Raw genomic sequence first — 23,486 nt, 5'->3', positions numbered from 1 at the left:
GCCTTGGGATAGATCTGATCCCCGTTGCACTGTTCGGAAATTGCCATACTCGTCTTAGGCCGATCTTTAAGACCGCACGATGGCAGTCGGCACTTTCGCTATTTCCGGGTCAAAGGTGCTACGCGCCCCGGGTTCAAGATGCCCGACGGGTCGAATTTCGCACGGACGCGTTCCGACAACTGCGCCACGGCCGGGGGCTGGGGTTCGAAGGCCGGAATGCGGCCGCGCGCTTCCTCCTCGGCACGCAGCAGCGTCGCATGGCCGCCACCGACTGCTCCGATATAGCGGCGCAGCAACTCCGCCTCGGGATCAGCCTCCATTCGCAGCCAGACCAGACCGCCCTGCCAGTCGTAGAACGCATCGACGCCGGTCTGCAGACGCAATGCGGCGATGAGCTGATGGCCCGCGGAAGGGGCGACTGACACACGCCACAAAGGCCGTCTGCTACCGTCGGCATAGGGCTTCACGTCGCGGATTTCCGCCCAGAGCGCCATTGTCTCGGCCTCGCCGAGTTGGGAGACCCGCCCGAAGCGCGTGAGCTTTTCGCCAAGCTTCTCCGTCCGGACGGCCACCGACGCCGCCAGTCCCTCCAGCCGCAGCGCCGTTGCGGCGCCATCGGGTAGATTGCCGTCCAGAAAGCGGCCGCGCACGCTTTCCGGCAGATGTGCCGCACCCGAGACCTCCACCGGCTGCGCCATAGCCTCGGCCATCACCGCGGCGGCTTCGGCATCGTTCAGTCCGGAGACGATGACGGTCGCGGCGGCTGGCGGAAGCGGCAGCACCTTGAAGGTGACTTCGGTCAGAATACCGAGCGTTCCGTAGGACCCGGCCATGAGCTTGACGAGATCGAGCCCGGTCACGTTCTTCATGACCCTTCCGCCGGCCTTGATGAGTTCTCCCCGACCGTTGACGAAACGCACGCCGAGCAGGCTGTCGCGAGCGGCGCCGGCGACGTAGCGACGCGGCCCGGAGGCATTGGCGGCAAAGACGCCGCCGATCGTCGGTTCGCCCGCCGTCCCTGATATCGGCCGATGATCCATCGGCTCAAACGAAAGCATCTGGCCCTTTGCGCGCAATGCCGCCTCGACCTCTGCGAGCGGCGTTCCTGCAAGCGCACTCATGGTCATCTCGGCCGGATCGTAGGTGCCGATACCGGAAAGACGCCTGGTCGACAGCGTTCTGTCCGCACGCACGGGATTGCCGAGACCGGCACGCGTGCCTCCACCGACGACCGCGAGCGTGACGCGCTCGGCCGCCGCTGAACGAACGACGGAGGCAATCCCTTCTTCGCTTGCCGGGTCGAAATGGACGATCATGCCGCGGGCCGCCCTTCGAGCGGGAAGACCTTCGACGGGTTCAGGAGCCATTGCGGATCGAAGGCAGCACGCGCGCCCATCTGCTGGTCGAGATCGGCCTTGCTGTACTGAAACAGCATCAGGTCACGTTTCTCGATGCCGACCCCGTGTTCCCCGGTGAGGCAGCCGCCTGCCTCGACGCAGAGCTTCAGAATGTCGTTGCCCGCCTCTTCCGCCCGGGCCGCTTCATCCGGATCGTTGATATTGTAGAGGATCAGCGGATGCATGTTGCCGTCACCTGCATGGAAGACATTGGCAACGCGCAGGCCATAGCCGGCGACGATCTCGCCGGTCCGGCGCAGGACATGGGAGAGCTGGCTCAGCGGCACCGTTCCGTCCATGCAGATATAATCGGCAATCCGGCCGGTAGCGCCGAAGGCCGATTTCCGCCCCTTCCAGATCAGTGCCGCTTCGAGCGCCGATTGCGATTCCTTGATCGTCATCACACCGTGGCGGCGGGCAATCCCGATGATGCCTGCGAGCATCGAATCCATTTCAGCCTCGGAACCTTCCACTTCGACGATCAGCAATGCTTCGACGTCGAGCGGGTACCCCGCATGCGCGAAGGCTTCGCAGATTTCGATTGCCGGTTTGTCCATGAATTCGATCGCAACCGGAATGATGCCCGATCCGATGATATCGGCGACGCAGCTCCCGGCGGATTCTGAAGTGGCAAATCCGAAAAGAACGGGGCGCGCGCCTTCGGCCTTGGCAATCAGCCGCACCGTCGCTTCCGTAACGATACCAAGCTGCCCCTCGGAACCACAGATAAGGCCAAGCAAGTCATATCCCGAGGCGTCGAGCGCCTTGCCACCAAGTTCGATCACGGTGCCGTCGAAAAGCACCATCTTGACGCCAAGAAGGTTGTTTGTGGTCACCCCGTATTTCAGACAGTGCGCGCCACCGGAATTCATCCCGATATTCCCGCCGATGGTGCAGGCGAGCTGCGAACTCGGATCCGGCGCATAGAAGAATCCATCGGCCGAAACCGCGTCGGAAATGTTGAGATTGGTCACGCCCGCCTGAACCGTCGCCGTCCGGTTGAAGAGGTCGATATCGAGGATGCGCGCCATCTTCGACAGGCCGACGACGATCGCGTCTTCCTGAGGAATGGCCCCGCCGGAGAGGGAGGTGCCGGCACCCCTCGGGACAATTGGAATACCGTAGCGGCTACAGTATTTGAGGACCGTGGCCACCTGTTCCGTCGTCTCGGGGAGAACGACCGCGAGCGGCATCCGCCGGTAGGCGATAAATGCATCCGTCTCGAATGGCTTGAGGCCACGTTCGTCGCTGATGAGGCAACCTTCCGGAAGCAGATCACCGAGGTCGGCGACGATTTCCCGCCGACGATCGAGAACAGCCTGCCTGGGCTTCAGAAAGCCTATCGTCTCCGGCATGAGGGCCTCCCATTCGCAGCAAAGTGGTATTTTTTGCTTACCACTAGGACCGACCCCCGGCAAATGTTAATGATCTTTTCGCCTTTGGAAACAATGATCAAGATTGATGACGCATTTAGGCGATCTCGAGATTTTTGTGCGGGTCGTGTCGACCGGCAGCATGTCGGCCGCAGGACGGGCGCTCGGCTTCTCCGCAGCCGTGATTTCGAAACGCATCAAGCGGCTCGAAGACAGGCTCGGCACGCGCCTGCTGCAGCGGACGACGCGGCAGATCTCGATGACAGAGGCCGGCCAGGGTTTCTACGACCGCGTTCTCGGCATCCTCGCCGGGCTCGAGGAAGCCGAGGCCTACGCCTCGGGCCGTTCTTCCCAGGTTCGAGGAACGCTGCGCATCTCCGCGCCGACCTCGTTCGGGCGTTTGCATATCGCGCCTCATCTGACCGGCTTCATGAAGGACCACCCAGACCTGAAGCTGCACATCGTGTTGACCGACGATTTTACCGATATCGTCGCAGAAGGATTTGACCTCGCGATCAGAATAGGCGAACTCAGCGACTCGAGCCTCGTCGCCCGCAGACTCGCGCCGGTGCGCCGGCTTCTCTGCGCGGCACCAAGCTATGTCGCCAGTCATGGGACGCCCAAGGACATCGGCGAACTCGCGAGCCACATCTGCCTCCCGGCGCACAACAACGACAACTGGAAGCTGGAGGGGCCGGAGGGAAATCTGTCCTATCGTCCGGAAGGGCCTCTCGTCACCAATTCGTCGGAGATCATACGCGAAGCGGTGATTGCCGGCGCCGGCATCGCGTTGCGTTCCACCTGGGATATCGGCAGGGAACTCCGGGATGGGCGCCTCGTTCAGGTGCTGCCGCAATGGGAAGGATCGCACAGGCTGACGCTTTCGGCCGTCTATCCGAGCCGGCAATTCCTTCCGGCCAAGGTCCGGATGTTCATCGATTACCTCGCCGCACTCTACGGCCCTGTGCCCTATTGGGAGCAATAGGGCGTCAGCGGGCGCACCACTACCGATGCTCGTCGTGACGCCGCCGGATGCGCCGTACCACCAGCCAGACCCCGGCAACAGCGAAGGGAACAGCGACGCCCGTCAGCAGGCCCGGATCGACCGGAACCTCATGACTGACGGCTTTGGCGACATAGCCGAAGAGACCCACCACGTAATAGGAAATCGCAGCAACCGAGAGGCCCTCGACGGTCTGCTGCAGGCGCAATTGCAGCTTCGCGCGGCGGTCCATCGAGTTCAGCAGATCGCTGTTCTGCCGCTCGAGCTCGACGTCGATCCAGCTTCTCAACAGCGCTGTGGCGCGGGCGAGCTTGCGAGAAAGGTTCGCCTGCCGCTCCTCGACCGACTGACAGGTGCGCATTGCGGGCGCCAGCCTGCGCTCGAGAAAGGTGCCGATGGTTTCGTATCCGGGCACCGGGCTTTCGGAGAGCGTGCGGATTCGCTCCTGGACTATGCCGTAATAGGCGCGGCTGGCGCCGAAGCGATAAAGGCTGAGTGCAGCGCCGGCCTCGAGATCGGCGGCCAGCCGGGTAATCTCCGCCAGCATCTCGTCGGCCTCTTCGCGGACGTTCTCCTTCATCCGCTGCGTCACCGCCGTCAGGCCGTCCTCGGTGCGGCGGATCTCGGGCGAGAGCGACTGTGCAAGCGGCAGGCCGAGGATGGCGAGCGTGCGATAGGTTTCGATATCGAGCAGGCGCTGCACCAGGGCCCCTGTTCCGGCCTCCGTCATGCCGCGATCGATGATCAGAATCTGCGTCAGCCCGTCGCCGTTCTGGCGGAAGTCGGTGACGAGCACCGCCTGACCGTTCTTGGTCTCGCTGTAACAGAGGCTCGTCGGATCGAATGCACCGATCGCCTCGCGCGTCTCCGGCGTATCGGGACGGATTTCCAGACGAATTCCGGAAATCAGAGAGCCCGGCGGCGAAAAACCGTCGCCGAACGGATGAATCGGCACCTGGCCGCCAAAGCTCTCCGGCGCGGGAGCGTCCCAGAAATAGGTGGAGAATTCCGTGTGCCGCTCCCATCGCAGCGTTCCCTGCCCCCACGGCATAGCGTGGTGACTGGCGTCGCGGCCGGGCGGAGCGATGCCGCGCGAGCGTGACAGCTCGGACATCACGGCGTGGTCGACGATCGAACCGCCCTCCGTCATGAAGGCGAGTTGAAAGATGACGCGCGGAGTCGTGACCAGGGCATAGGGCCGCGAATGGACCTCGCCGAGCGCCTGGGCGCGCAAGGGCGCCACCGGAAATGCAAAACTGCCCTTTGGCATCAAGCGCTTCTTCCCCTCACGCGTTCATCATCACCTTCTTATCAACGGATAAGTTAAAATGAACAGGACGCTTTGACGCAGATCGATCTTTGTCAACACCCGTAAGTGGACAATCAATTTGACCACTTGATGGGTCCTGTTAGATTGCCGCGTGGAAGCGGATGCGGGCGCACCCTGAGCATTATGCCCGGCGCTTCGGGAGATATGGCCGTGACCGAAGACCAGGACGACCTCTACGCCCGCATCAGCCACAGCCGGACGGCAGACGAGGTCGTGCAGCAGATCGAACTTCTGATCCTGGAGGGCATTTTGCGCGATGGCGACCGCTTGCCGGGCGAGCGGGACCTCTCCCGACGGTTCGAGGTGTCGCGCCCCATCCTTCGCGAGGCACTGAAAGAGCTCGAGGCGCGCGGCCTCGTCGAGAGCCGGCATGGCGGCGGCACATTCGTCGCCGACGTGGTCGGACAGATCTTTTCCAAACCCCTGATCGAGCTCATCGGGCGCCATCACAAGGCCACGCAGGACTATCTCGAATTCCGGCGTGAACTCGAGGGCCTGACGGCGGAACTTGCGGCGACCCGCGCAACCGACTTCGACCGCGACATCCTGACCCGCGTCATCGAGCGCATGCGCGCCGCGCATGCGAGCGGCAGCTTCGACGACGAGCTCGAAGCCGATATCGAGCTGCACAACGCTATCGGCGAAAGCGCTCACAATATCATTCTGCTCCACACGCTCCGGGCTTGTTACAGGCTTCTCACCCGGGGGATCTTCTTCCACCGAAGTGCCGTCTTCGGCGCCCCCGGCGCACGCGCGCTACTGCTTGCACAACACGAGGCGATCTACGCCGCCGTTATGGCTCGCGACCCGGTGGCAGCCAAGATGGCCGCGCAGGACCACATCGATTTCGTCGCAGCCGCGGCGCAGGAGGTGGAGCGCAACGGCGAATGGTCCCGCATAGCGCGTCTGCGCCTTCAGCAGCGCGACCGTTCCGGCGCTTGAGGCGAACGGACAGCATCGGCCACGCACCGTTGCTCCAAGGCGGATCCGGCACGTCTCCGCACCCAGCACCACCCTCCAGACTGCGAGCGAATGGCAGGTCTATGCACATTTTCTGCCCGGTTTCCTATATAGTCGCATTGAAACTTCGATTCTGAAGGAACCGCGACTCCGCAGTTTGCGTTAGCTGGCCAGCTAACCATTTACGGCTCGAATGAACGGTTCATACTTGCACCGGGCCGTCAGCCACTGATTCGTTGAGGAGTATCGGGAATCTTGAACTTTCTGCACCGGCTAGCTTCTGATGTGCAACTGATGCTGCGCCGCCCGGCGCGAATGCAATACGCGGCGCTGTGCTACCGGTTTACGGCGAAAACGAAGGCGCTGGAGATCCTGGTGATCACCAGCCGCGATACCGGCCGTTGGGTCATCCCCAAGGGATGGCCGATGCAGGGAAAGCAGGCACACGAAGTCGCCGAGCGCGAGGCCTATGAGGAGGCTGGAGTGAAGGGCAAGGTGCAGAGGGCCGCCGTCGGCGCATATGTCTACCAGAAGCGGATGGACCACGGCCTCGAGATTTCCTGCAAGGTTCAGGTGCACGCCCTCGAAGTCGAGGCATTCTGCAAGAAATTCCCGGAGAAAGGCACCCGGCGGCTCGAATGGGTCGACTATAAGGAGGCGGCAAAGCGCGTTGCGGAGCCCTCACTGAAAGAGCTTATTCTCGATTTCGGCAAACGCGTCGACCCCGCCGCGGAGCAGCGTCCGAAGGAACCCAGCAGCTGACAGCGAGGGCGGCAAGCACCGGTTGCTGCGCCAGTCAAACGCTCAAAGGGGCCGCTACGAGCGGTGACAGGCCGGATGATCCTCTGCGTCCGGACATTCGTCTACCAGCCACGTCAGGCCAAACCCTCGCCCTTCCCTTCATACCGCTTGAATACCCGCGTTTGTGCCGTTACTGGCGAATGTTAGATTTGGAGAACAGTTCTTGGCCAAGCCGCGACCGCGCCTCGAGAAGCTGACGATCGACAAGGATCTCGACAAGCTCAGCCTTGCCGAGGAGGCTTCGCATCACGTCATGCGCAAGCTGGCGGCTCCCGGCCTTGCGGCGCTCTTCCTGATCCTCAGCATGGGCTTTGCGGCGAGCTATGTCACGGGTGCCTCCGGTGCGGCCGTCGTCGTGGCCGCAGCTGCGGTTGCAGGCTACATGGCGATGAATATCGGCGCCAATGACGTGACCAACAACGTGGGCGCCGCAGTCGGTGCGAAGGCTATCTCGATGGCTGTGGCGCTTGGGATCGCCGCCGTATTCGAAATCGCCGGAGCGTTGACCGCCGGGCGAAAAGTCACACTCACCATCGAAGCCGGAATCATCGACGGCACGCAACTGGTCGGCGCCGAAGCCCTGGTCTGGGTGATGCTTTCGGCGCTCGTCTCATCGGCGATCTGGATCAATGTCGCGACCTATTCGCGCGCGCCCGTTTCGACGACGCATTCGCTGGTCGGCGGCATCATCGGCGCAGGTGTCGCAGCCGCCGGGCTTTCCAGCGTCAAGTGGTGGGCTATCGCCGGCATAACGGCGAGCTGGACGATTTCGCCCCTGCTCGGCGGCGCCGTTGCCGCACTCTTCCTTGCTTTCCTGAAGGAGTTCGTCATCTACCGCGAGGATAAGATCGCAGCCGCGCGGATCTGGATGCCCGTTGTCCTCGGCGTCACGGCCGGCTCGTTCACAGCCTATGTGGCGGTCTTTGCCCTCGACCATCTGGCCTCTATCCCGCTTCCGACCGGCCTGTTGATCGGAGCGCTGGCTGGAACTGCGTCGTACCTGTCCTCCAAGCCGTGGATCCGCCGGCAATCGGCAGGCCTCGAGAACCGCAACCAGTCATTGCGCAAGCTCTTCCGCCTTCCGCTTATCGTCTCGGCGGCTATTCTCTCTTTCGCACACGGGGCGAATGACGTTTCCAACGCCATCGGGCCCCTGTCGGCGATCGTCTCGGCTGTCGACGGCGTCGTCTCGACCGCGGATTCGGAAGCGCCTTTCTGGGTGCTCCTCATCGGTGCTCTCGGTATCTCGGTGGGACTGCTGCTCTACGGTCCGCTGCTGATACGCGTGGTCGGCGAGGAAATCACACGCCTCAATCCGATGCGAGCCTTCTGCGTGGCGCTCGCGACCGCAGTGACGGTGCTGCTCGCCTCGGCACTCGGCCTGCCGATCAGCTCCACACACACGGCGGTCGGCGCGGTCTTCGGCGTCGGATTCTTCCGCGAATGGTACACGCGCCACTCGCAACGGCGGCTCGAATATGTCCGGCGCAAGACCGGCCAGACCGAATTCATGGAGAGGAGCGAAACGAATTTTGCGGAAGTGCGCCGCAGGCGCCTGGTGCGGCGTTCCCACTTTCTGACGATCGTCGCCGCCTGGATCATCACCGTTCCCGTCTCGGCGCTGCTTTCGGCATTCGTCTATTTCGTTCTTTCAAGCCTGTTTCTCTAGAAAAGCGGCCGATCCAAAATGCGCGCCAATTTCCGCATGCAGCGTCTCTTCGTCGAAAGCCCACTGCACAATGGGGCGAGCCACCAGGCAACGCGGGAGCAGTTTAACTATCTGATCAACGTGCTGCGCTTGGGCGAGGGCTCGTCACTTCTGGTGTTCAACGGCCGGGATGGCGAATGGCGGGCGGAAATCTCCATGCCGTCCCGCAAGCAGGCGGTCCTCGTCGCCGTCGAACAGACGCGACCGCAGCCTGCCCCTTGCGATCTCGTCTATCTGTTTGCACCCCTGAAGACAGGGCGGCTCGATTATCTCGTGCAGAAGGCGGTGGAGATGGGTGCCGGCGTCCTGCAACCTGTCATAACGCAGCATGTACAGGGGAAGATCGGCAGCCTCGAACGCATTCGCGCCAATGCCATCGAAGCGGCCGAGCAGTGCGGCGTCCTCGGCATCCCGGCTGTCGAGGAGCCGCGTAGGCTCGAAGACCTTCTTGCGGCCTGGCCGCGCGACCGGCGCATCGTGTTTTGTGACGAGGGAAACGAGAGTCAGAATCCCTTGCCTATCCTCAACGAATTAGCCGAGCACCGGCTGGCACTTCTGATCGGCCCGGAGGGCGGTTTTTCCGAGACGGAGCGAGATCTTCTGCGAAGCCTCGACTTCGTGACGGCAATCCCTCTCGGGCCGCGCATCCTGCGCGCCGACACGGCGGCCGTGGCAGCAATGGCCGTCATTCAGGCTACGCTCGGGGACTGGCGTTGAGCTGACGCTTGAAGCACGGAGTTTTTTTGACGGCATCTTGAAAGAAATTGACTTGCGCCGCACTTGATTACGGTTCAAGCACTCCATCCACTCCTGCTAAACTGCCCTCCTGCTGAACTCCTGCTGAATGCATGAGCCGCTGAGACAAAGAAGACGAACATGGCCCGAGATACCACCGACCAGACGCCGGTTACCTCTGTCGCTGAACTGACCGCCTATCTGGCATCGGGATCGAAGCCAAAGGAAAATTTCCGGATCGGCACAGAGCACGAGAAGTTCGCCTTCTTCAAGGCGGACAACAGTCCGGTCCCCTATTTCGGCGAGGCCAGCATTCAGGCGCTTCTGAACGGGATGGCCCAGCGGAACGGCTGGGAACCGATCATGGACGAGGGGAACGTCATCGGCCTGGCCGAACCCTCGGGCAACGGAGCGATCTCACTCGAACCCGGCGGGCAGTTCGAGCTTTCCGGGGCGCCACTCGAGAACCTGCATCAGACCTGCAAGGAATCCAATCAGCACCTGGCCGTCCTTCGGGAAATCGCCGAGCCGCTTGGCATTCGTTTCCTCGGCATCGGCGGCAGCCCTAAGTGGACCTTCGCCGAGACGCCGCGCATGCCGAAGTCGCGCTACGCGATCATGACGCGCTACATGCCGAAGGTGGGCACTCAGGGCCTGGATATGATGTACCGCACCTGCACGATCCAGGTTAACCTCGACTTCTCCTCGGAAGAGGATATGCGACGGAAGATGCAGGTCTCCTTGAAACTGCAGCCACTCGCGACCGCTCTCTTTGCAAGTTCCCCCTTCACCGAGGGTAAGCCGAACGGCCTGCTCTCCTGGCGGGGAGACATCTGGCGTGACACCGACAACCAGCGCGCAGGCCTGTTGCCGACGGCATTCAAGCCGGATTTCGGGTTCGGCGACTACGTCGAATGGGCGCTCGAAGTCCCCATGTATTTCGTCGTGCGCGACGGGCATTATCATGATTGTACCCATGTCACCTTCCGTCAATTCATGAACGGAGCGCTAAAGGGTGAGATCGCCGAGTGGCAGCCGACGATGGGCGACTGGACCAATCACCTGTCTACTCTCTTTCCCGACGTCCGCCTGAAGCGCTTTCTGGAAATGCGCGGGGCCGACGGCGGACCCTGGCGGCGGATCTGCGCCCTGCCGGCGTTCTGGGTCGGCCTGCTCTACGATGACGAAGCCCTGTCGGCGGCGGAGGAATTGACGCGCGACTGGAGCTACGAGGAAGTTCTGGCGCTCAGAAATGCCGTTCCAGCAAAGGCGCTAGCAGCCGAGTTCCGGTCGAAGTCGCTCTTCGATGTCGCCCGCGAGGTTCTCGCCATTTCGCGCAACGGCCTCAAGCGCCGCAATCGGCTGAACGGGGACGGCATCGACGAAAGCCAGTTCCTGGCACCGCTCGATGAGGTGCTGGCGAAGAAGGCGACGCTCGCGGAAGACATGCTCGCGCTCTACCATGGCCGCTGGAAGGAATCGGTCGAGCCGGTATTCGCCGATTACCAGTATTGATCGGCCGGCGTATACCCTCCTGCCGGACACGTTATAAAAAGCGGTTCTCAGCCCTTCAATTCCCGTTATAGTGCAAGGACATGCGTCGCTTGCCCGGGAAGGAACGCCAATGGCACCGCTTTTTGACATGTTCGCGCAGGCGCAGAACGGCAACGCCATCGAACTGATGGCGAAGCAATTCGGGCTCGCACAGGAGCAGATGGCCAAGGCCACGGCGGCCTTGATGCCCGCCTTCTCCACCGGCTTCAAGCACAACACCGCTAACCCCTATGACTTCGGCGCGCTCCTGACCGCGCTTTCGACCGGCAATTACGCCAGGTATTTCGAAGACATGCGCCAGGCGTTCACACCCCAGGGAGTCGCCGACGGCAATGGCGTTCTCGGCCAGCTTTTCGGCTCAAAGGAAATGTCGCGTGCGATCGCGGCGCAGGCCGAACAGATGACGGGAATCGGTCAGGAGATCTACAAGCAGATGCTGCCGGTGATGGCGAGCACGCTGATGGGCGGGCTCTTCAAGCAGACCACGGGGCAGATGAGCGGCGGCCTGGCCGACAATCCGATGATGACGCTGATGCGGCAATGGATGGAGGCGACGGGCCTCGCAAAGAAGGCCGAGCCGCAGCCCAACCCCTTCGATAACCCCTTTACCCAGGCGATGCAGGGATTTTTCGGCATAGGCAAGGGGGAAACGGGCAAGGCAGGCGAAACGGGCAAAGCGGACGAGAAGAATGCGGCCGACATGTTCGCCGCCAATCCGTTCTTCAAGGCCTATCAGGAGATGATGAGCAACGCCGGCAGCGCGCAGAAAGCGTCGGCCGACAACCCGGCATTTGCCCAATTTTCGCAGGCGATGAACAGCCTGTTCGATAGCGGATTGGAGATGCAGAAGGAATACCAGAAGAACATCGACGCGCTGTTCGAAAGCTACAAGGGCGGCCCGGGCGGCAAGGCATAGCCGCGAAATTCTGCCTGCAAAGCATTGGCAGCTTTGATGGCGCGGCGCTTGCCGGTGTCCCTTCGCCCCACTTGCGGGGGAGGTGCCGGAAGGCGGATGAGGGCGGCCCCGCCACGCTACAAAAAAGCCCGGTACATGTCTTGGCATGTACCGGGCAAGCAGCAGGGTCTATTGGCTCATACCCTGCGGGGAACGCTCGGTGCCGTGCGCACCATCAGAATTTCGCGACATGATCCGCACGAGGGCGAAAGCAGATCATGTCGCGATGGCGCATCCGAGGCGGCCGGATGCGCCATGGAGAAGTCAGTCGTGACGTACTCCCCTGTAGAAGAGACTTGCCCGGTTGCGCGACGCGCGCGTCAGGTAAGTGCCTGGATTCTCGAAGGATGCCGATGTCAGTGCCTCGTGCAGGTCTTCACGTTTCAGCCCCATGTCGAGTAGCTGGCGGTCGTCAAGATCGTGCAGACGGGCGATCTGGCGGCGGTTTCGGTACAGATGCCAGACGGCCGACAGCATGCTGGCGATTCCCGTTGCGCGGAATGCAGGCGATTGCCCCCTTGCAACCAAGCCGCAGCCGGAGACGTGTTCGGTCCTGTGCATGACGGAACTCCTTTTCGCAGGCACGAAGAAACCTTCTCTCGCGCAAAAGTCTACGCGGGAGCAGGTCGAGAAAATCTGGCAGAACGGCGACTGTTTCGCCGAGAAGATTGACGTGATTTGCGGATTATCATTCGCAAATCCTTATTGATCAGTCCAACGAATGTTTTTAATGGTATTCATCAAACAATTTTATAGGTATTCCGGCCATGTCCGCACCGCTCGATATTGACCAGCTGCAAACCTTCGTAGCAATCGCAGATACGGGCAGCTTCACGAAGGCGGCCGACCGAGTCTTCAAGACTCAATCCGCCGTGTCGATGCAGATGCGCCGCCTGGAAGAGCGGATCGGCAAGCCGCTTTTCATGAAGGACGGCCGGGGCAACCGGCTGACCGTCGAGGGTGACAGGCTCCTCAACTTCGCCCGGAGGATGATTCGCCTCAACAACGAGGCGATTGCCTCCTTCGACGACAACCGACTCGAGGGAACGCTGCGGATCGGCACGCCGGACGACTACGCGGACCGCTACATGCCGGAGATCATCGTCCGCTTCGCCAAGACACATCCGAATGTCGAACTCTACATCGTATGCGAGCCTTCGGTCGACCTCGCCGAAAAGCTGGCGAAGGGCGACCTCGATATCGCGCTCGTCACGCACAATCCGCGCGCGCGTGCCTCGGACGTCGTCCGCACCGAGCCGCTCTGCTGGGTGAGCTCCATCAACCATCCGCTGCCCGAGAACGCGCCGATCCCGCTCGCGGTCGGCCGGCGCGACTGTCAGTGGAGGCAGGCTGCCTGCGCGGCACTCGACGCGACGGGCAAGGAATATCAGATCCTGTTCACAAGCTGGTCGTCGACGGTGGTTGCGGCCGCGGTGCTGGCCGGCATGGCGGTTTCCGTACTTCCGGAATCGGCGCTGCGCCCGGGTATGAAAGTGCTGACGCTGGCGGACGGCTTTCCGGCACTGGCGCCGGTTCAGATCGGCATCATGAAGCGCCCGGGCCTGTCGCCTTCGCTGTCGAATGCGATTACCAACCACATTTGCGCCTGCCTGGACAACATCACGCCGATCACAGTCAATGATGACCTCGAAGGCGATCTCAAGAGCTATCCGCGTTATCCGCGCCTGAGACAGAGCCATATGCTGCCGGGCTGGTGACCTCCCTACCTGCCTCCTCTCCTCAATGACGAAGGCCACGTCCTGCATGGGCGTGGCCTTCGTTTTTCGCCGACCGGCGCCTTTTACTCGGCAGCCGTACTGATCGTATCCGCCCCGTAGCCGTGGGCGGCCTTCAACGCCGCGCGAACGCCTGTCTCATAGTCCGGATGAACCCGGGCGAAATGAATGAGCTGCCGCTCGATGATCTCGCTCGGAACGCCGCCCATCGCAGCTGCGATGTTGGAGAAGAGGCGCGACTTCTGCCCTTCGTCGAAGAGGTTGAACAAGGCGCGCACCTGGACATAATCGTCATTGCCCACGCGGTGATCGTAGCGCGACATGTCGCCGTCCACCTTTAGCGGCGGTTCCTTGGCAAGCGGTTGTTCCGCCGGACCATCGAAGGAGTTCGGCTCGTAATAGGCCTCCGGGTTGCCGGTGCGAATGCCGCCATAGGTGTTCATCTGACCATCGCGATGATAATGGTGAACCGGGCAGCGCGGCTGGTTGACCGGGATGTTTTCGTAATGGGTGCCGAGGCGATAGCGGTGGGCGTCCGCATAGGAGAACAGTCGCGCCTGCAGCACTTTGTCCGGCGAGAAGCCGATGCCCGGAACGATGTTGGAAGGCGAGAAGGCCGCGTTTTCGATCTCGGCGAAGTAATTTTCGGGGTTGCGGTTGAGTTCCAGCACGCCGATCTCGATCGGCGGGAAATCGGCGTGCGGCCAAACCTTCGTCAGGTCGAACGGGTTGTACGGCGTCTTTTCGGAATCGAGCTCCGGCATGATCTGGACCTGCACGGTCCAGCGCGGAAACGCGCCGTTCTCTATGGCGTAAAACAGCGCCTCCTGATAGCCCTCGCGGGTCTTGCCTATGACCGCTTCGCCTTCTTCATTGGTAAAGAACTTGTGGTCCTGCTGTGTCTTGAAGTGGAACTTGACCCAATAGCGCTCGCCTGCGTCGTTCCAGAAGGAGTAGGTGTGCGAGCCATAGCCGTTCATATGCATCGGCGTCTGCGGCAGGCCGCGATCGGACATCAGGATCGTCACCTGATGCAAGCTTTCCGGCGAGAGTGACCAGTAGTCCCACATGGCGGTGGCGGAGCGAAGATTGGTCTTCGGATGCCGCTTCTGCGTATGGATGAAGTCCGGGAACTTGTAGGGATCCCGGATGAAGAAGACGGGCGTGTTGTTGCCGACGAGATCCCAGTTCCCCTCCCCGGTATAGAACTTCAGCGCGAAACCGCGGACGTCACGCTCGTGATCGGCGGCGCCCTGCTCGCCGGCCACGGTCGAGAAGCGGGCAAGCATCGGCGTTTCGGCGCCGGGCTGGAGACACATTGCCTTTGTATATTCCGAGATGTCGCCCGTGATCTTCAACGTCCCGAAGGCACCCCAGCCCTTGGCATGCACGACGCGTTCCGGAATGCGCTCGCGGTTCTGGTGCGCCAGCTTCTCGATGAGCTGGTAGTCCTGCATCATGATGCCGCCGCGCGGCCCCGCAGTCAGCGCGTTCTGGTTGTCCGGCACCGGTGCACCGGCGGTCGTGGTCATCGTCGGACGATCTGTCATTACATCCCTCATCTTTCAACGTTTCGGCACGGCAAATGCCTTGCGTCGTTTTCTCCCACCCGTCGGCAATAATCTCCAATTGTATTTTCTGCTATATACGATAGGTTTTTCTTATCATGTTGACACTCAGGCAGATGCGCTATTTCGATGCCCTCGCGACCACGCGCCATTTCGGCAAGGCCGCCGAACTCACCCATGTCAGCCAGCCGGCCTTGTCCGCGCAGATTATGGAAATGGAAGCGCATCTCGGCGTGAAACTGGTGGAACGGAGCCGTTCCGGGGTTTTCCTGACCGGCAAAGGCGAGGAGGTGCTGGAGCAGGTTCGCTCGATCCTTGCGGATGTCGGCAGACTGGAAGAGAGCACCCGGATAAATTCGGGCACCCTGGAAGGACGCGTGCGCCTCGGTGTCATCCCCACTCTCGCGCCCTACCTCGTTCCGCGGCTCATCCCCTATCTGCGCGAACGATACAGGACGATCGAAATCGAGTTGAGGGAATCTGTTACAGACCGGCTCCTCGTCAATCTCGGCGACGGCAGGCTCGACGCGGTCGTGGCGGCGCTGCCGGTCGAGCCCGACGGCATCGCCACCCGATCGCTGTTTTCCGATCGTTTCTATATGGCCGTAGCGGAGAACGACCGGACCGTACTCCTGTCGCCGATTACCGAAAAGCAGATGGATATTTCCCAGCTCCTGCTCCTCGAGGAAGGCCATTGTCTGCGCGACCAGGCTCTTGCCGTCTGCAGTAGCGCCGGCAGGCGGCAACTTTTGAGCTTCGGCGCAACATCCATGGCGACGCTCCTGCAAATGGTTGCAAACGGCATGGGAATGACGCTCATCCCGGAGATTGCGATCCCGAGCGAAGCCGCGCGCAACGCGATCCGCATCGTGCCCTTCGCCGCCCCTGAGCCCTCTCGCGAGATCGGTCTTATCTGGCGGGCAAGCAATCCGCGCCCACGCGACATGGACGCGCTTGCAGACGCCATATCGACCTGTGCCCGCGAGGTCTCGCAGGGCGCTATCCCGGCCGATAGAGGCGCAGTGAAATCTGCGCCCAAACCGGCCGTATGACTAAGCGAGCTTCGCCTTCAGGAATTCGACGGTCCGCTGCCAGGCAAGGTCGGCCGCCTCCTTGTCGTAACGGGCTGCCGAGGTGTCGTTGTTGAAAGCGTGGTTCACGCCCTCATAGACGTGAATCGTGGCGTCCTTGCCGTTTTCCGTCAACGCCTTGCGGTAGGCCTCGATGCCGGCATTGATGCGCTCATCGAGCCCGGCATAATGCAGCAGCAGCGCAGCCTTGATCTTCGGCACGTCCTCGGCTTTCGGCTGGGCGCCGTAATAGGCGACGCCGGCCTTGAGGTCAGGCGCGTTCACGGCAAGCCTGTTGACGAGACCGCCGCCCCAGCAAAAGCCGATCGCCCCCACATTGGCGGTGCTTTCCGCATGACCCTTCAGGAAGGCCACTGTGGCGACGGCGTTGGCATTCGTAGCGCTTGCATCGAGCGCGCCGATCATCTCGCGCGCCTTGTCCTCATCGCCCGGGGTTCCCCCCTCCGGCGAAAGGAAATCGGGAGCAAGTGCCAGAAAACCTTCGAGCGCCATGCGGCGTGCAACGTCTCTGATGTGCGGATTGAGGCCGCGATTCTCGTGGATGACGATGACGGCGGGAAGCTTGCCGGACATTACGGCGGGCTTCACGAGATAACCCTTCATTTTGCCATCGCCGCCAGGATAGGTGATGTCCTCGCCTTTGATTCGCTCGTCCGTTTCGGCGATTATTTCGGCTTTGGCGCTGTTGGCAGCCAGCATCGGCGCGATTGCAGCGGCGGCGGCAGCCGTCCCGGCAAGCGCCGTCAGTTTCTCCATGAAGCGGCGGCGGTCCAAGGTGAGATGCGTATACTCGTCATAGGCATCGATCATCGCCTGGGTAATGACAGGTTTGTTCATGACGCTCTCCTGGGCTGTGGCAGATGAAAGCCGCTGGACAGAATAGGTCAGCGGCGCGGTCACGGACTTACAAAACTGCGTTACCTCAGCTCATCGCCATCCAGACGGAAAGCCAGGTCCACATCGCGACGAGCACAAGGAACCCCGCCATGAAGAGCGGCCGGCGATAACGCAGCCGATTGCCGGTGACATGGATTACCGCGTGCGCGTAGCGGAGCGCCACGAAGAGCCAGGCGAGACCAAGCGAGAGAATGTTGTCTGCCTCGGTCACGTAAAGCAGCACACAGCAGAGGTGGAACAGCACCGGCAACTCGAACTGGTTCGCGATGCTGTTTCGCACAACGAGGCTCTCGTCCGGCTCGTCGCGGTTTTCCCGGAATACGGAAGCCTCGATCTTCCCCGCCTTGACGAGCGCAACCCGACGGGCGGAGAGGAGCGCATAGAGCGCGAAAACAAGCGCGACATGGGCCACCATCGGCCAGAAGATTTCAAAGCCCGTCATCGGTGCTCTTCAGAAATTGAGGGAGAAGGCGCAGGGCGCGCAGGTTCCCCGGAGGAAAGGCGCCCTGCAAAATAGCATCAGGCGCCGCCCGGATAGTTCGGGCTCTCGCGGGTGATCGTTACGTCATGGGCGTGGCTTTCGCGCAGACCCGCGCCGGAAATGCGCACGAAGCTGGCGCGCTCCTGATAGTCCTTGATCGTCGCACCGCCGACATAGCCCATGGAGGCGCGGAGGCCGCCGGCGAGCTGGTGCAGGACGCCGGAGACCGGGCCCTTGTAGGGCACCTGGCCTTCGATACCTTCCGGAACGAGCTTCAGCGTGTCGCGGACTTCAGCCTGGAAATAGCGGTCGGCCGAACCGCGGGCCATGGCGCCGACGGAGCCCATGCCGCGATAAGCCTTGAAGGAGCGGCCCTGGTAGAGGAATACCTCGCCCGGGCTTTCCTCGGTGCCGGCGAGGAGAGAGCCGATCATCACGGCCGAAGCGCCAGCGGCGATGGCCTTGGCGAGATCGCCCGAATATTTGATGCCGCCATCGGCGATGATCGGGATGCCGGCGGCCTGCGCGGCCTCGACGGCCGACATGATCGCGGCGAGCTGCGGCACGCCGACGCCGGCGACGATGCGGGTCGTGCAGATAGAGCCCGGTCCGATGCCGACCTTGACGGCGTCCGCACCGGCATCGATCAGCGCCTTGGTGCCGTCGCCGGTCGCGACATTGCCCGCCATGATGCGCACCGAATTGGAGAGCTTCTTCACCCGGCCGACCGCATCGAGCACGCGCTGCGAATGACCGTGGGCGGTATCGACGACGATCATGTCCACGCCCGCATCGATCAGCCGCTCGGCGCGTTCGAAGCCGTCGTCACCGACGCTGACAGCGGCGGCGGCGCGAAGCCTGCCCTGGGCGTCCTTGGAGGCGTTCGGGTTCAGCTGCGACTTCTCCATGTCCTTGACCGTGATCAGGCCGACGCAGCGCCCATCCTGATCCACGACGAGGAGCTTCTCGATCCGGTGCTTGTGCAGCAAGCGCTTGGCTTCCTGCTGATCGACGCTCTCCTTCACGGTGATGAGGTTTTCCCGCGTCATCAGTTCATAGATCTTCTGGGAAGGATCGGAAGCGAAGCGGACGTCGCGGTTGGTGAGGATGCCGACGAGGCGACCCTGCGTCTGCCCCCCCAACCCGCCGTTTTCAACGACCGGGATGCCGGAAATGCCGTGCGTCTTCATCAGGCTCAGAGCATCCGCAAGCGTCGCATCCGGTCCGATCGTCACCGGATTGACGACCATGCCGCTTTCGAATTTCTTGACCTGCCGGACTTCTTCCGCCTGTTCGGCGGGTGTCAGATTGCGATGGATGACGCCGATGCCGCCGGCCTGCGCCATGGCGATCGCGAGCCGCGCCTCGGTAACGGTGTCCATGGCGGCCGAGAGGATAGGAAGGTTGAGGTCGATGTCCTGCGCGATGCGGGTGGCGATGTTCGTCTGGCCGGGCATGACTTCGGAATGCCCCGGCTGGAGCAGAACGTCGTCGAAGGTCAATGCCTCCAGACCGGTTGCCGTCTCAATGATGCGCGCCATGGCCAATTCCTCTTCAAATATACGAAAATCCCCGGGGACGTTCAGCGACTTGTCCGGCCGGGTGACTTCAAGGCTTGTCTTGGAAGTTGGCGAGGGCTGGTAACACGGATATGTCGGAATGGAAATAGCCGGAGGCCCGAATCTGTCAGGGCCCCGGCGAAATGTTGTCGCAGCGCAACAAGCCGCTTCGTCAGATGTCGAACTGATAGCTCGCCGGTACGAAGCGATAGCCCTGATCCTGACGCTCGGCAAAGCCGACGGCCGGGAAAGGCATGTGATAGCCGATGAAGGGCAGCCGGTCGGTCGCGATCATGTCGAAGACCATTTTCCGGCTCGCGCTTGCGCCCGACTTGTCCATATCGAAGCGAACCTCCCAATCGGGCCGCTGCAGCGACAGCACATAATGGTTCGCGGTGTCGGCAGTCAGGATCATCGCCCTGCCGTCAGACTCGAGCCGATAGATCATATGCCCGGGAGAATGGCCGAAAGCGGCCATCGCTGAGATACCCGGAACCACTTCCCCGCCATCCGCGATGAAGGTGATCTTTTCCGCCAGCGGCACGACCTTCGCCAGCACCGCCTTGTGTCCGTTTTCGGCAGCTGTGCCGACGCGTGCGGCGTCCTTCCAGAAGTCGTACTCCACCTGGCCGGTGACATAGCGGGCATTGGCAAAGGCCGGCTTTCCGCCCTCTGTCAGTCCGCCGATATGATCGCCGTGCATGTGGGTGAGGACGACGACGGTCACCTGATCGGGAGCATAGCCTGCCGTCTTCAGTCCTTCGGCAAGTTTGCCCATCCCGGCCTCGCGGCCACCCTCGCCAAGCCCCGTATCGAAGAGAACGACCTCGGATCCGGTATCGACCAGGACCGGGGCAAAGCCGTTGACGAAGCCGTTTGTCGGCAGGAAATTCTGCTCCAGAAGGGTAGCGACCGACTCTGCGGGCTGATTGGTGCCGAATATCTCATGCGGATTATCCGAGGCACGCGTCCCGTCGCTGATCACCGTCACCTTGAAACTTCCAAGTTTCAATGTCTTGAAGTCCACGCCTTTGGCCATACCGTCCTTTTCCATCGTCTCCTGAGCACCGGCAAGGCCCGCCAAGAGGCTTGGCGCCGCCAAGGCGCCCGCACCTGCCGAAAACAATGTCCGCCGCTTCAATTGAAAAGCCATCGTAATTCCCTCCGTTTGATGGCCCTGCCCTCGCGCCGGCCACAACAGGCGAGAAGTAGCGCCTTGACGGAAATAGACAGGAGGGATCACACGCTTTTGATCTTCAATCTACGGCTTCGCCCTGACAAAACCACAGGAAGCCCTTAACGGCGCGCCAGCGCGCATTCCGAGTTGCCCCATGATTTTGTTCTCAGATCGTTTCCCGATGCGGCGAACGCCCGCTGTGCTAGAGCAATTCCAGGAAAAGCGTGTAACGGTTTTCCGTCCGGAATTGCGGCAATACAAAGGGTTAGAGAGTTTCCGCGATTCGGAGAAAAGCGGAAGTGCTCTAACCCCCAGGCATCATTCATGAACCGCATCGTCCCGATGATTCTCGCCATCGCCCTGTTCATGGAGCAGATGGATTCCACCGTCATCGCGACATCGTTGCCGGCGATCGCGCGCGACATAGGCGTCGGTCCGATCACGCTCAAGCTCGCGCTCACCTCCTATATGGTGGCGCTCGCGATCTTCATTCCCTTGAGCGGCTGGATGGCGGATCGGTTCGGCGCCAAACGCATCTTCCGCGCGGCCATCCTCGTCTTCGTCGCAGGCTCGGTCTTCTGCGCGGTCGCGGACAGCCTCTCCGCCTTCGTCCTCTCACGCTTTTTGCAGGGCGTCGGCGGCGCCATGATGACGCCGGTGGCGCGTCTCGTTCTCGTCCGCAGCGCGCCGCGAAGCGAACTTGTCTCGGCGATGGCGCTGTTGACCATTCCGGCGCTGGTCGGCCCGCTTGCAGGCCCGCCGCTCGGCGGCTTTATCACCACCTATTTTTCGTGGCACTGGATCTTTCTGATCAACGTGCCGGTCGGGATCGTCGGTTATTTTCTCTCCGGCATCTACCTTCCCGAGATGGAAAGGCGAAACCCCCCGCCCGTGGATATTGTCGGTTTCCTGCTCGGAGGGACCGCTGCCGCCGGTGTCATCTTCGGACTTTCGGTCATCAGTCTGCCGGCCCTGCCGCCGGCAATCGGCATCGCATCCGTCTCAGCCGGCATAGCCGCCTCGTTCCTTTATATCTTCCATGCGCGCAGGCATCCGGCGCCCGTGCTCGACCTCAAGCTGTTCCGCGACGGTGCCTTCCGCGCCGCGTCGATCGGCGGCACCATCTTCCGCATATCCGTCGGCGCGGTGCCATTCCTGATGCCGCTGATGCTGCAGGTCGGCTTCGGTCTGGACCCGTTCCAGTCCGGCCTCATCACCTTCGTCGGCGCCGTCGGCGCCATCACGACGAAATTCCTCGCGCGCCGCGTGCTCGCTTTCGCCGGCTTCCGCACGACGCTGCTCGTTGCGGCCGTGATCGCCGCCGTCACGACATTCGCCAACGGCTTCTTCACGCCCGCGACACCCTATCTCGTGCTGATCTCGGTCCTGCTGATCGCCGGTTTCGCGCGCTCCTTCTTCTTCACCGGCGTCAACGCGCTCTCATTCGCCGATATCGACGATGCGGATGCGAGCAAGGCAACATCGATGAGCGCCGTGCTGCAGCAGATCAGCCTCGCATTGGGGGTCGCGGTCGCAGGCGCCATTCTCGAGATCGAGACGGCAATCAGCGGCAAGCCGCTGGAGCTTGGAGACTTCCACACGGCCTTCATGATCATCGCCATCGCCAACCTGCTGGCCGCGATCCCCTTCATCGCCATGGCGAAGAACGCCGGCGCCTCCGTTTCGGGCCACCGTCTGGCGATCCGGGAAGTGGAGACGAGGGCAGCAGGCAAGTGAGGGCTCACGAGGCGCCGCGTTCTTCTACTCTCCCCTCACCAAGTCAGTTTAAGCGTGAATTTCTGTTGTTTCGTTTTGCTGATTTAAAGCGTCCCTGATGCGGGCGTTTGCGATGGTGATGATCTTACGCATGATGGCGGTAAGCGCGACGCGTTTCGGTTTTGCGGTGTTAAGCAGTGCGTTGTAGGCGATGGCGAGATGATTGTCGCCACGGCAGGCGGCGAGAGCGGCGATAAAGAGTGCCGGTCTGATCTGGCGGCGTCCGCCGGTGGTACTGCGGTGCCAACTGGCCTTGCCGCTGTCCTTGGGATGGGGGGCGCAGCCGGCAAGGCTTGCGGCCTGCCTGCGGTTGAGGCTGCCGAGTTCGGGCATGACGGCCAAGAGCAGCGACACCAGCACCGGTCCGATGCCGGGCACCGAGCGCAACGCCTTGGCTCGCAGCGCCAGGTTATGGCTTTCGGCGATCAGGGTGCCGATCTGTGCATTGAGAGTTTCTATAGGGCGGTCCGGTTCGGCGAGACGGGCCGAGATATTGTCGGCGATCAGGCGGCTGCGCGGGGCTTTCATTCGGTTTTTCTCCTGCACTCGCATGGCGACGAGGTCGAGACGGCGGGCGACGAAGAGCGCAAATTGCTGCTGGCAGGGATCGGCCGGCTGCCAGCGCGGCAGGACTGCGGCACCGTCTCGGCCATAATGGGACAGCCAGCGGGCATCGATCGGATCGGTCTTGGCGCGCTTGCCGAAGGATCCGATATAAGCCTTGACCTTGGCGGGATCCGCGCGATGGGCGGGAATAGCCAGTTCCAGCAGCGCGCCGAGCAGGGTGTCCTCATGGCCGCCGGTCGCTTCGCACACCGCGAGCGTGGCGGTGCCCCTGGTACGGTTGCAGTGCTGTGCGCAGTGCATCGGCGTCGTTGGCGACGGTCAGGGTGCAGGTCGTCATACAGGGTGACGGTGTTGCAGGAAACGTCCAGGCCGAGGACGAACTGGATTTCGGTGTGTTCTGCCGTCATAATCGGGTTCCATGCTTCGAATTGTCTGCGGGCGTGTCCAACGGATAGCCCATTCAAGTCAGCAAGCGATGCGAAGCTGGAGCGGCAAAGTCCCTTCATGAGGTCGGTCGTTGAAACCTATTCCTGTACGGGCGCCTTGCCGCGCCAGCCCCGGAATGGCCATTCCGGGCTCGCGCCCAGCTTCCCCAACAGTAAACCATAAATTTGAGAGACAATTCCTGTGCTCGTCACAGGAATCCTGTGTGTCGAAACTGTGCTTATATGGGTGCGGGCGGAAGGCCGTCGGAATCCTGGTCTTTAAAGACCGTGTGCTGGCCTCTGGTCCTCCGCCCGCTTCGAATCCCTAACCTGAACAGTTGACGGAGGCCGTCACAGCGGACCTCGCATCACAGGATAAGGCAGTCCCATGAT

Annotated in this window: 19 protein-coding genes and 1 pseudogene; 10 read left to right on the top strand and 10 right to left on the bottom strand. The window is 62.0% G+C overall.

All coding sequences use genetic code 11. The features are described from left to right. Positions 1-98: 98 nt before the first annotated feature. Together glcE and FB009_RS03395 are read right to left on the bottom strand one after the other, a co-directional pair. The gene (glcE, locus tag FB009_RS03400; protein WP_011974600.1) at positions 99-1,316 is read right to left on the bottom strand and encodes a glycolate oxidase subunit GlcE; all 1,218 of its coding nucleotides are present in this window, start codon (positions 1,314-1,316) and stop codon (positions 99-101) included. Further along, positions 1,313-2,752 (bottom strand): FAD-linked oxidase C-terminal domain-containing protein, encoded by a 1,440-nt coding sequence (locus FB009_RS03395; RefSeq protein WP_011974599.1) that lies wholly within the window; start codon positions 2,750-2,752, stop codon positions 1,313-1,315. Before FB009_RS03395 ends, glcE begins: the two co-directional genes overlap by 4 nt. 106 nt (positions 2,753-2,858) lie before the next feature. On the opposite strand from FB009_RS03395, the gene FB009_RS03390 reads away from it, so the two are divergent. Continuing rightward, a complete protein-coding gene (locus tag FB009_RS03390) occupies positions 2,859-3,755 on the top strand; it encodes a LysR family transcriptional regulator (protein WP_102045018.1) in 897 nt (298 codons plus the stop codon). 19 nt (positions 3,756-3,774) lie between these two features. On the opposite strand, the gene FB009_RS03385 is transcribed toward FB009_RS03390, so the two are convergent. Next, on the bottom strand, positions 3,775-5,043 hold the full coding sequence (locus FB009_RS03385) for a DUF3422 family protein (protein ID WP_011974597.1): 1,269 nt from the start codon (positions 5,041-5,043) through the stop codon (positions 3,775-3,777). Positions 5,044-5,253: 210 nt separating this feature from the next. On the opposite strand from FB009_RS03385, the gene FB009_RS03380 reads away from it, so the two are divergent. The 6 genes from FB009_RS03380 (at position 5,254) to FB009_RS03355 (ending at position 11,777) form a co-directional block, all read left to right on the top strand. Continuing rightward, positions 5,254-6,045 (top strand): FadR/GntR family transcriptional regulator, encoded by a 792-nt coding sequence (locus FB009_RS03380; protein ID WP_024325483.1) that lies wholly within the window; start codon positions 5,254-5,256, stop codon positions 6,043-6,045. A gap of 273 nt (positions 6,046-6,318) precedes the next feature. Next, positions 6,319-6,825, top strand: coding sequence for an NUDIX hydrolase (locus FB009_RS03375; protein ID WP_011974595.1), 507 nt, complete (start codon positions 6,319-6,321; stop codon positions 6,823-6,825). Between the two features lie 202 nt (positions 6,826-7,027). Continuing rightward, positions 7,028-8,533 (top strand): inorganic phosphate transporter, encoded by a 1,506-nt coding sequence (locus tag FB009_RS03370; RefSeq protein WP_011974594.1) that lies wholly within the window; start codon positions 7,028-7,030, stop codon positions 8,531-8,533. Positions 8,534-8,551: 18 nt separating this feature from the next. After that, positions 8,552-9,289, top strand: a complete 738-nt coding sequence (locus FB009_RS03365; RefSeq protein WP_011974593.1) for a 16S rRNA (uracil(1498)-N(3))-methyltransferase — start codon at positions 8,552-8,554, stop codon at positions 9,287-9,289. Between the two features lie 159 nt (positions 9,290-9,448). Next, the gene (locus FB009_RS03360; protein WP_011974592.1) at positions 9,449-10,822 is read left to right on the top strand and encodes a glutamate--cysteine ligase; all 1,374 of its coding nucleotides are present in this window, start codon (positions 9,449-9,451) and stop codon (positions 10,820-10,822) included. A 109-nt stretch (positions 10,823-10,931) separates the two neighbouring features. Continuing rightward, positions 10,932-11,777, top strand: coding sequence for a DUF937 domain-containing protein (locus FB009_RS03355; RefSeq protein WP_011974591.1), 846 nt, complete (start codon positions 10,932-10,934; stop codon positions 11,775-11,777). Positions 11,778-12,080: 303 nt separating this feature from the next. Here FB009_RS03355 and FB009_RS03350 read toward each other — a convergent pair whose 3' ends face one another. Beyond that, the gene (locus FB009_RS03350) at positions 12,081-12,377 is read right to left on the bottom strand and encodes a DUF1127 domain-containing protein (RefSeq protein ID WP_011974590.1); all 297 of its coding nucleotides are present in this window, start codon (positions 12,375-12,377) and stop codon (positions 12,081-12,083) included. A 206-nt stretch (positions 12,378-12,583) separates the two neighbouring features. On the opposite strand from FB009_RS03350, the gene FB009_RS03345 reads away from it, so the two are divergent. After that, positions 12,584-13,534 carry a LysR substrate-binding domain-containing protein gene (locus tag FB009_RS03345; protein ID WP_011974589.1) on the top strand — a complete coding sequence of 317 codons (951 nt, stop codon included), beginning with the start codon at positions 12,584-12,586 and terminating at the stop codon, positions 13,532-13,534. A gap of 83 nt (positions 13,535-13,617) precedes the next feature. On the opposite strand, the gene katA is transcribed toward FB009_RS03345, so the two are convergent. After that, on the bottom strand, positions 13,618-15,102 hold the full coding sequence (gene katA, locus FB009_RS03340; RefSeq protein ID WP_011974588.1) for a catalase KatA: 1,485 nt from the start codon (positions 15,100-15,102) through the stop codon (positions 13,618-13,620). Between the two features lie 116 nt (positions 15,103-15,218). Here katA and oxyR point away from each other — a divergent pair, with 116 nt between their 5' ends. Then, positions 15,219-16,172 carry a hydrogen peroxide-inducible genes activator OxyR gene (oxyR, locus tag FB009_RS03335; RefSeq protein WP_011974587.1) on the top strand — a complete coding sequence of 318 codons (954 nt, stop codon included), beginning with the start codon at positions 15,219-15,221 and terminating at the stop codon, positions 16,170-16,172. Here oxyR and FB009_RS03330 read toward each other — a convergent pair whose 3' ends face one another. From FB009_RS03330 to FB009_RS03315, 4 genes are all read right to left on the bottom strand, one after another. After that, positions 16,173-17,048, bottom strand: a complete 876-nt coding sequence (locus tag FB009_RS03330; RefSeq protein WP_127582213.1) for a dienelactone hydrolase family protein — start codon at positions 17,046-17,048, stop codon at positions 16,173-16,175. An 85-nt stretch (positions 17,049-17,133) separates the two neighbouring features. Beyond that, a complete protein-coding gene (locus tag FB009_RS03325) occupies positions 17,134-17,550 on the bottom strand; it encodes an MAPEG family protein (protein WP_011974585.1) in 417 nt (138 codons plus the stop codon). A gap of 77 nt (positions 17,551-17,627) precedes the next feature. Further along, the gene (gene guaB / locus FB009_RS03320; RefSeq protein WP_018010861.1) at positions 17,628-19,130 is read right to left on the bottom strand and encodes an IMP dehydrogenase; all 1,503 of its coding nucleotides are present in this window, start codon (positions 19,128-19,130) and stop codon (positions 17,628-17,630) included. Positions 19,131-19,320: 190 nt separating this feature from the next. Beyond that, entirely contained in the window at positions 19,321-20,301 is a 981-nt protein-coding gene (locus FB009_RS03315) for an MBL fold metallo-hydrolase (RefSeq protein ID WP_011974583.1), read from the bottom strand. Between the two features lie 348 nt (positions 20,302-20,649). Between FB009_RS03315 and FB009_RS03310 the strand changes: the two genes are divergently transcribed. Further along, entirely contained in the window at positions 20,650-22,062 is a 1,413-nt protein-coding gene (locus FB009_RS03310) for a DHA2 family efflux MFS transporter permease subunit (RefSeq protein WP_011974582.1), read from the top strand. A 48-nt stretch (positions 22,063-22,110) separates the two neighbouring features. On the opposite strand, the pseudogene FB009_RS03305 reads toward FB009_RS03310, so the two are convergent. After that, a pseudogene (locus FB009_RS03305) lies at positions 22,111-23,075 on the bottom strand (IS110 family RNA-guided transposase). Positions 23,076-23,486: the final 411 nt, after the last annotated feature.

This window comes from Sinorhizobium medicae, assembly GCF_007827695.1.
Classification (GTDB): domain Bacteria; phylum Pseudomonadota; class Alphaproteobacteria; order Rhizobiales; family Rhizobiaceae; genus Sinorhizobium; species Sinorhizobium medicae.
Note: the sequence above shows the minus strand (reverse complement) of the source record. Positions and strands in the feature narration are given on the sequence as shown.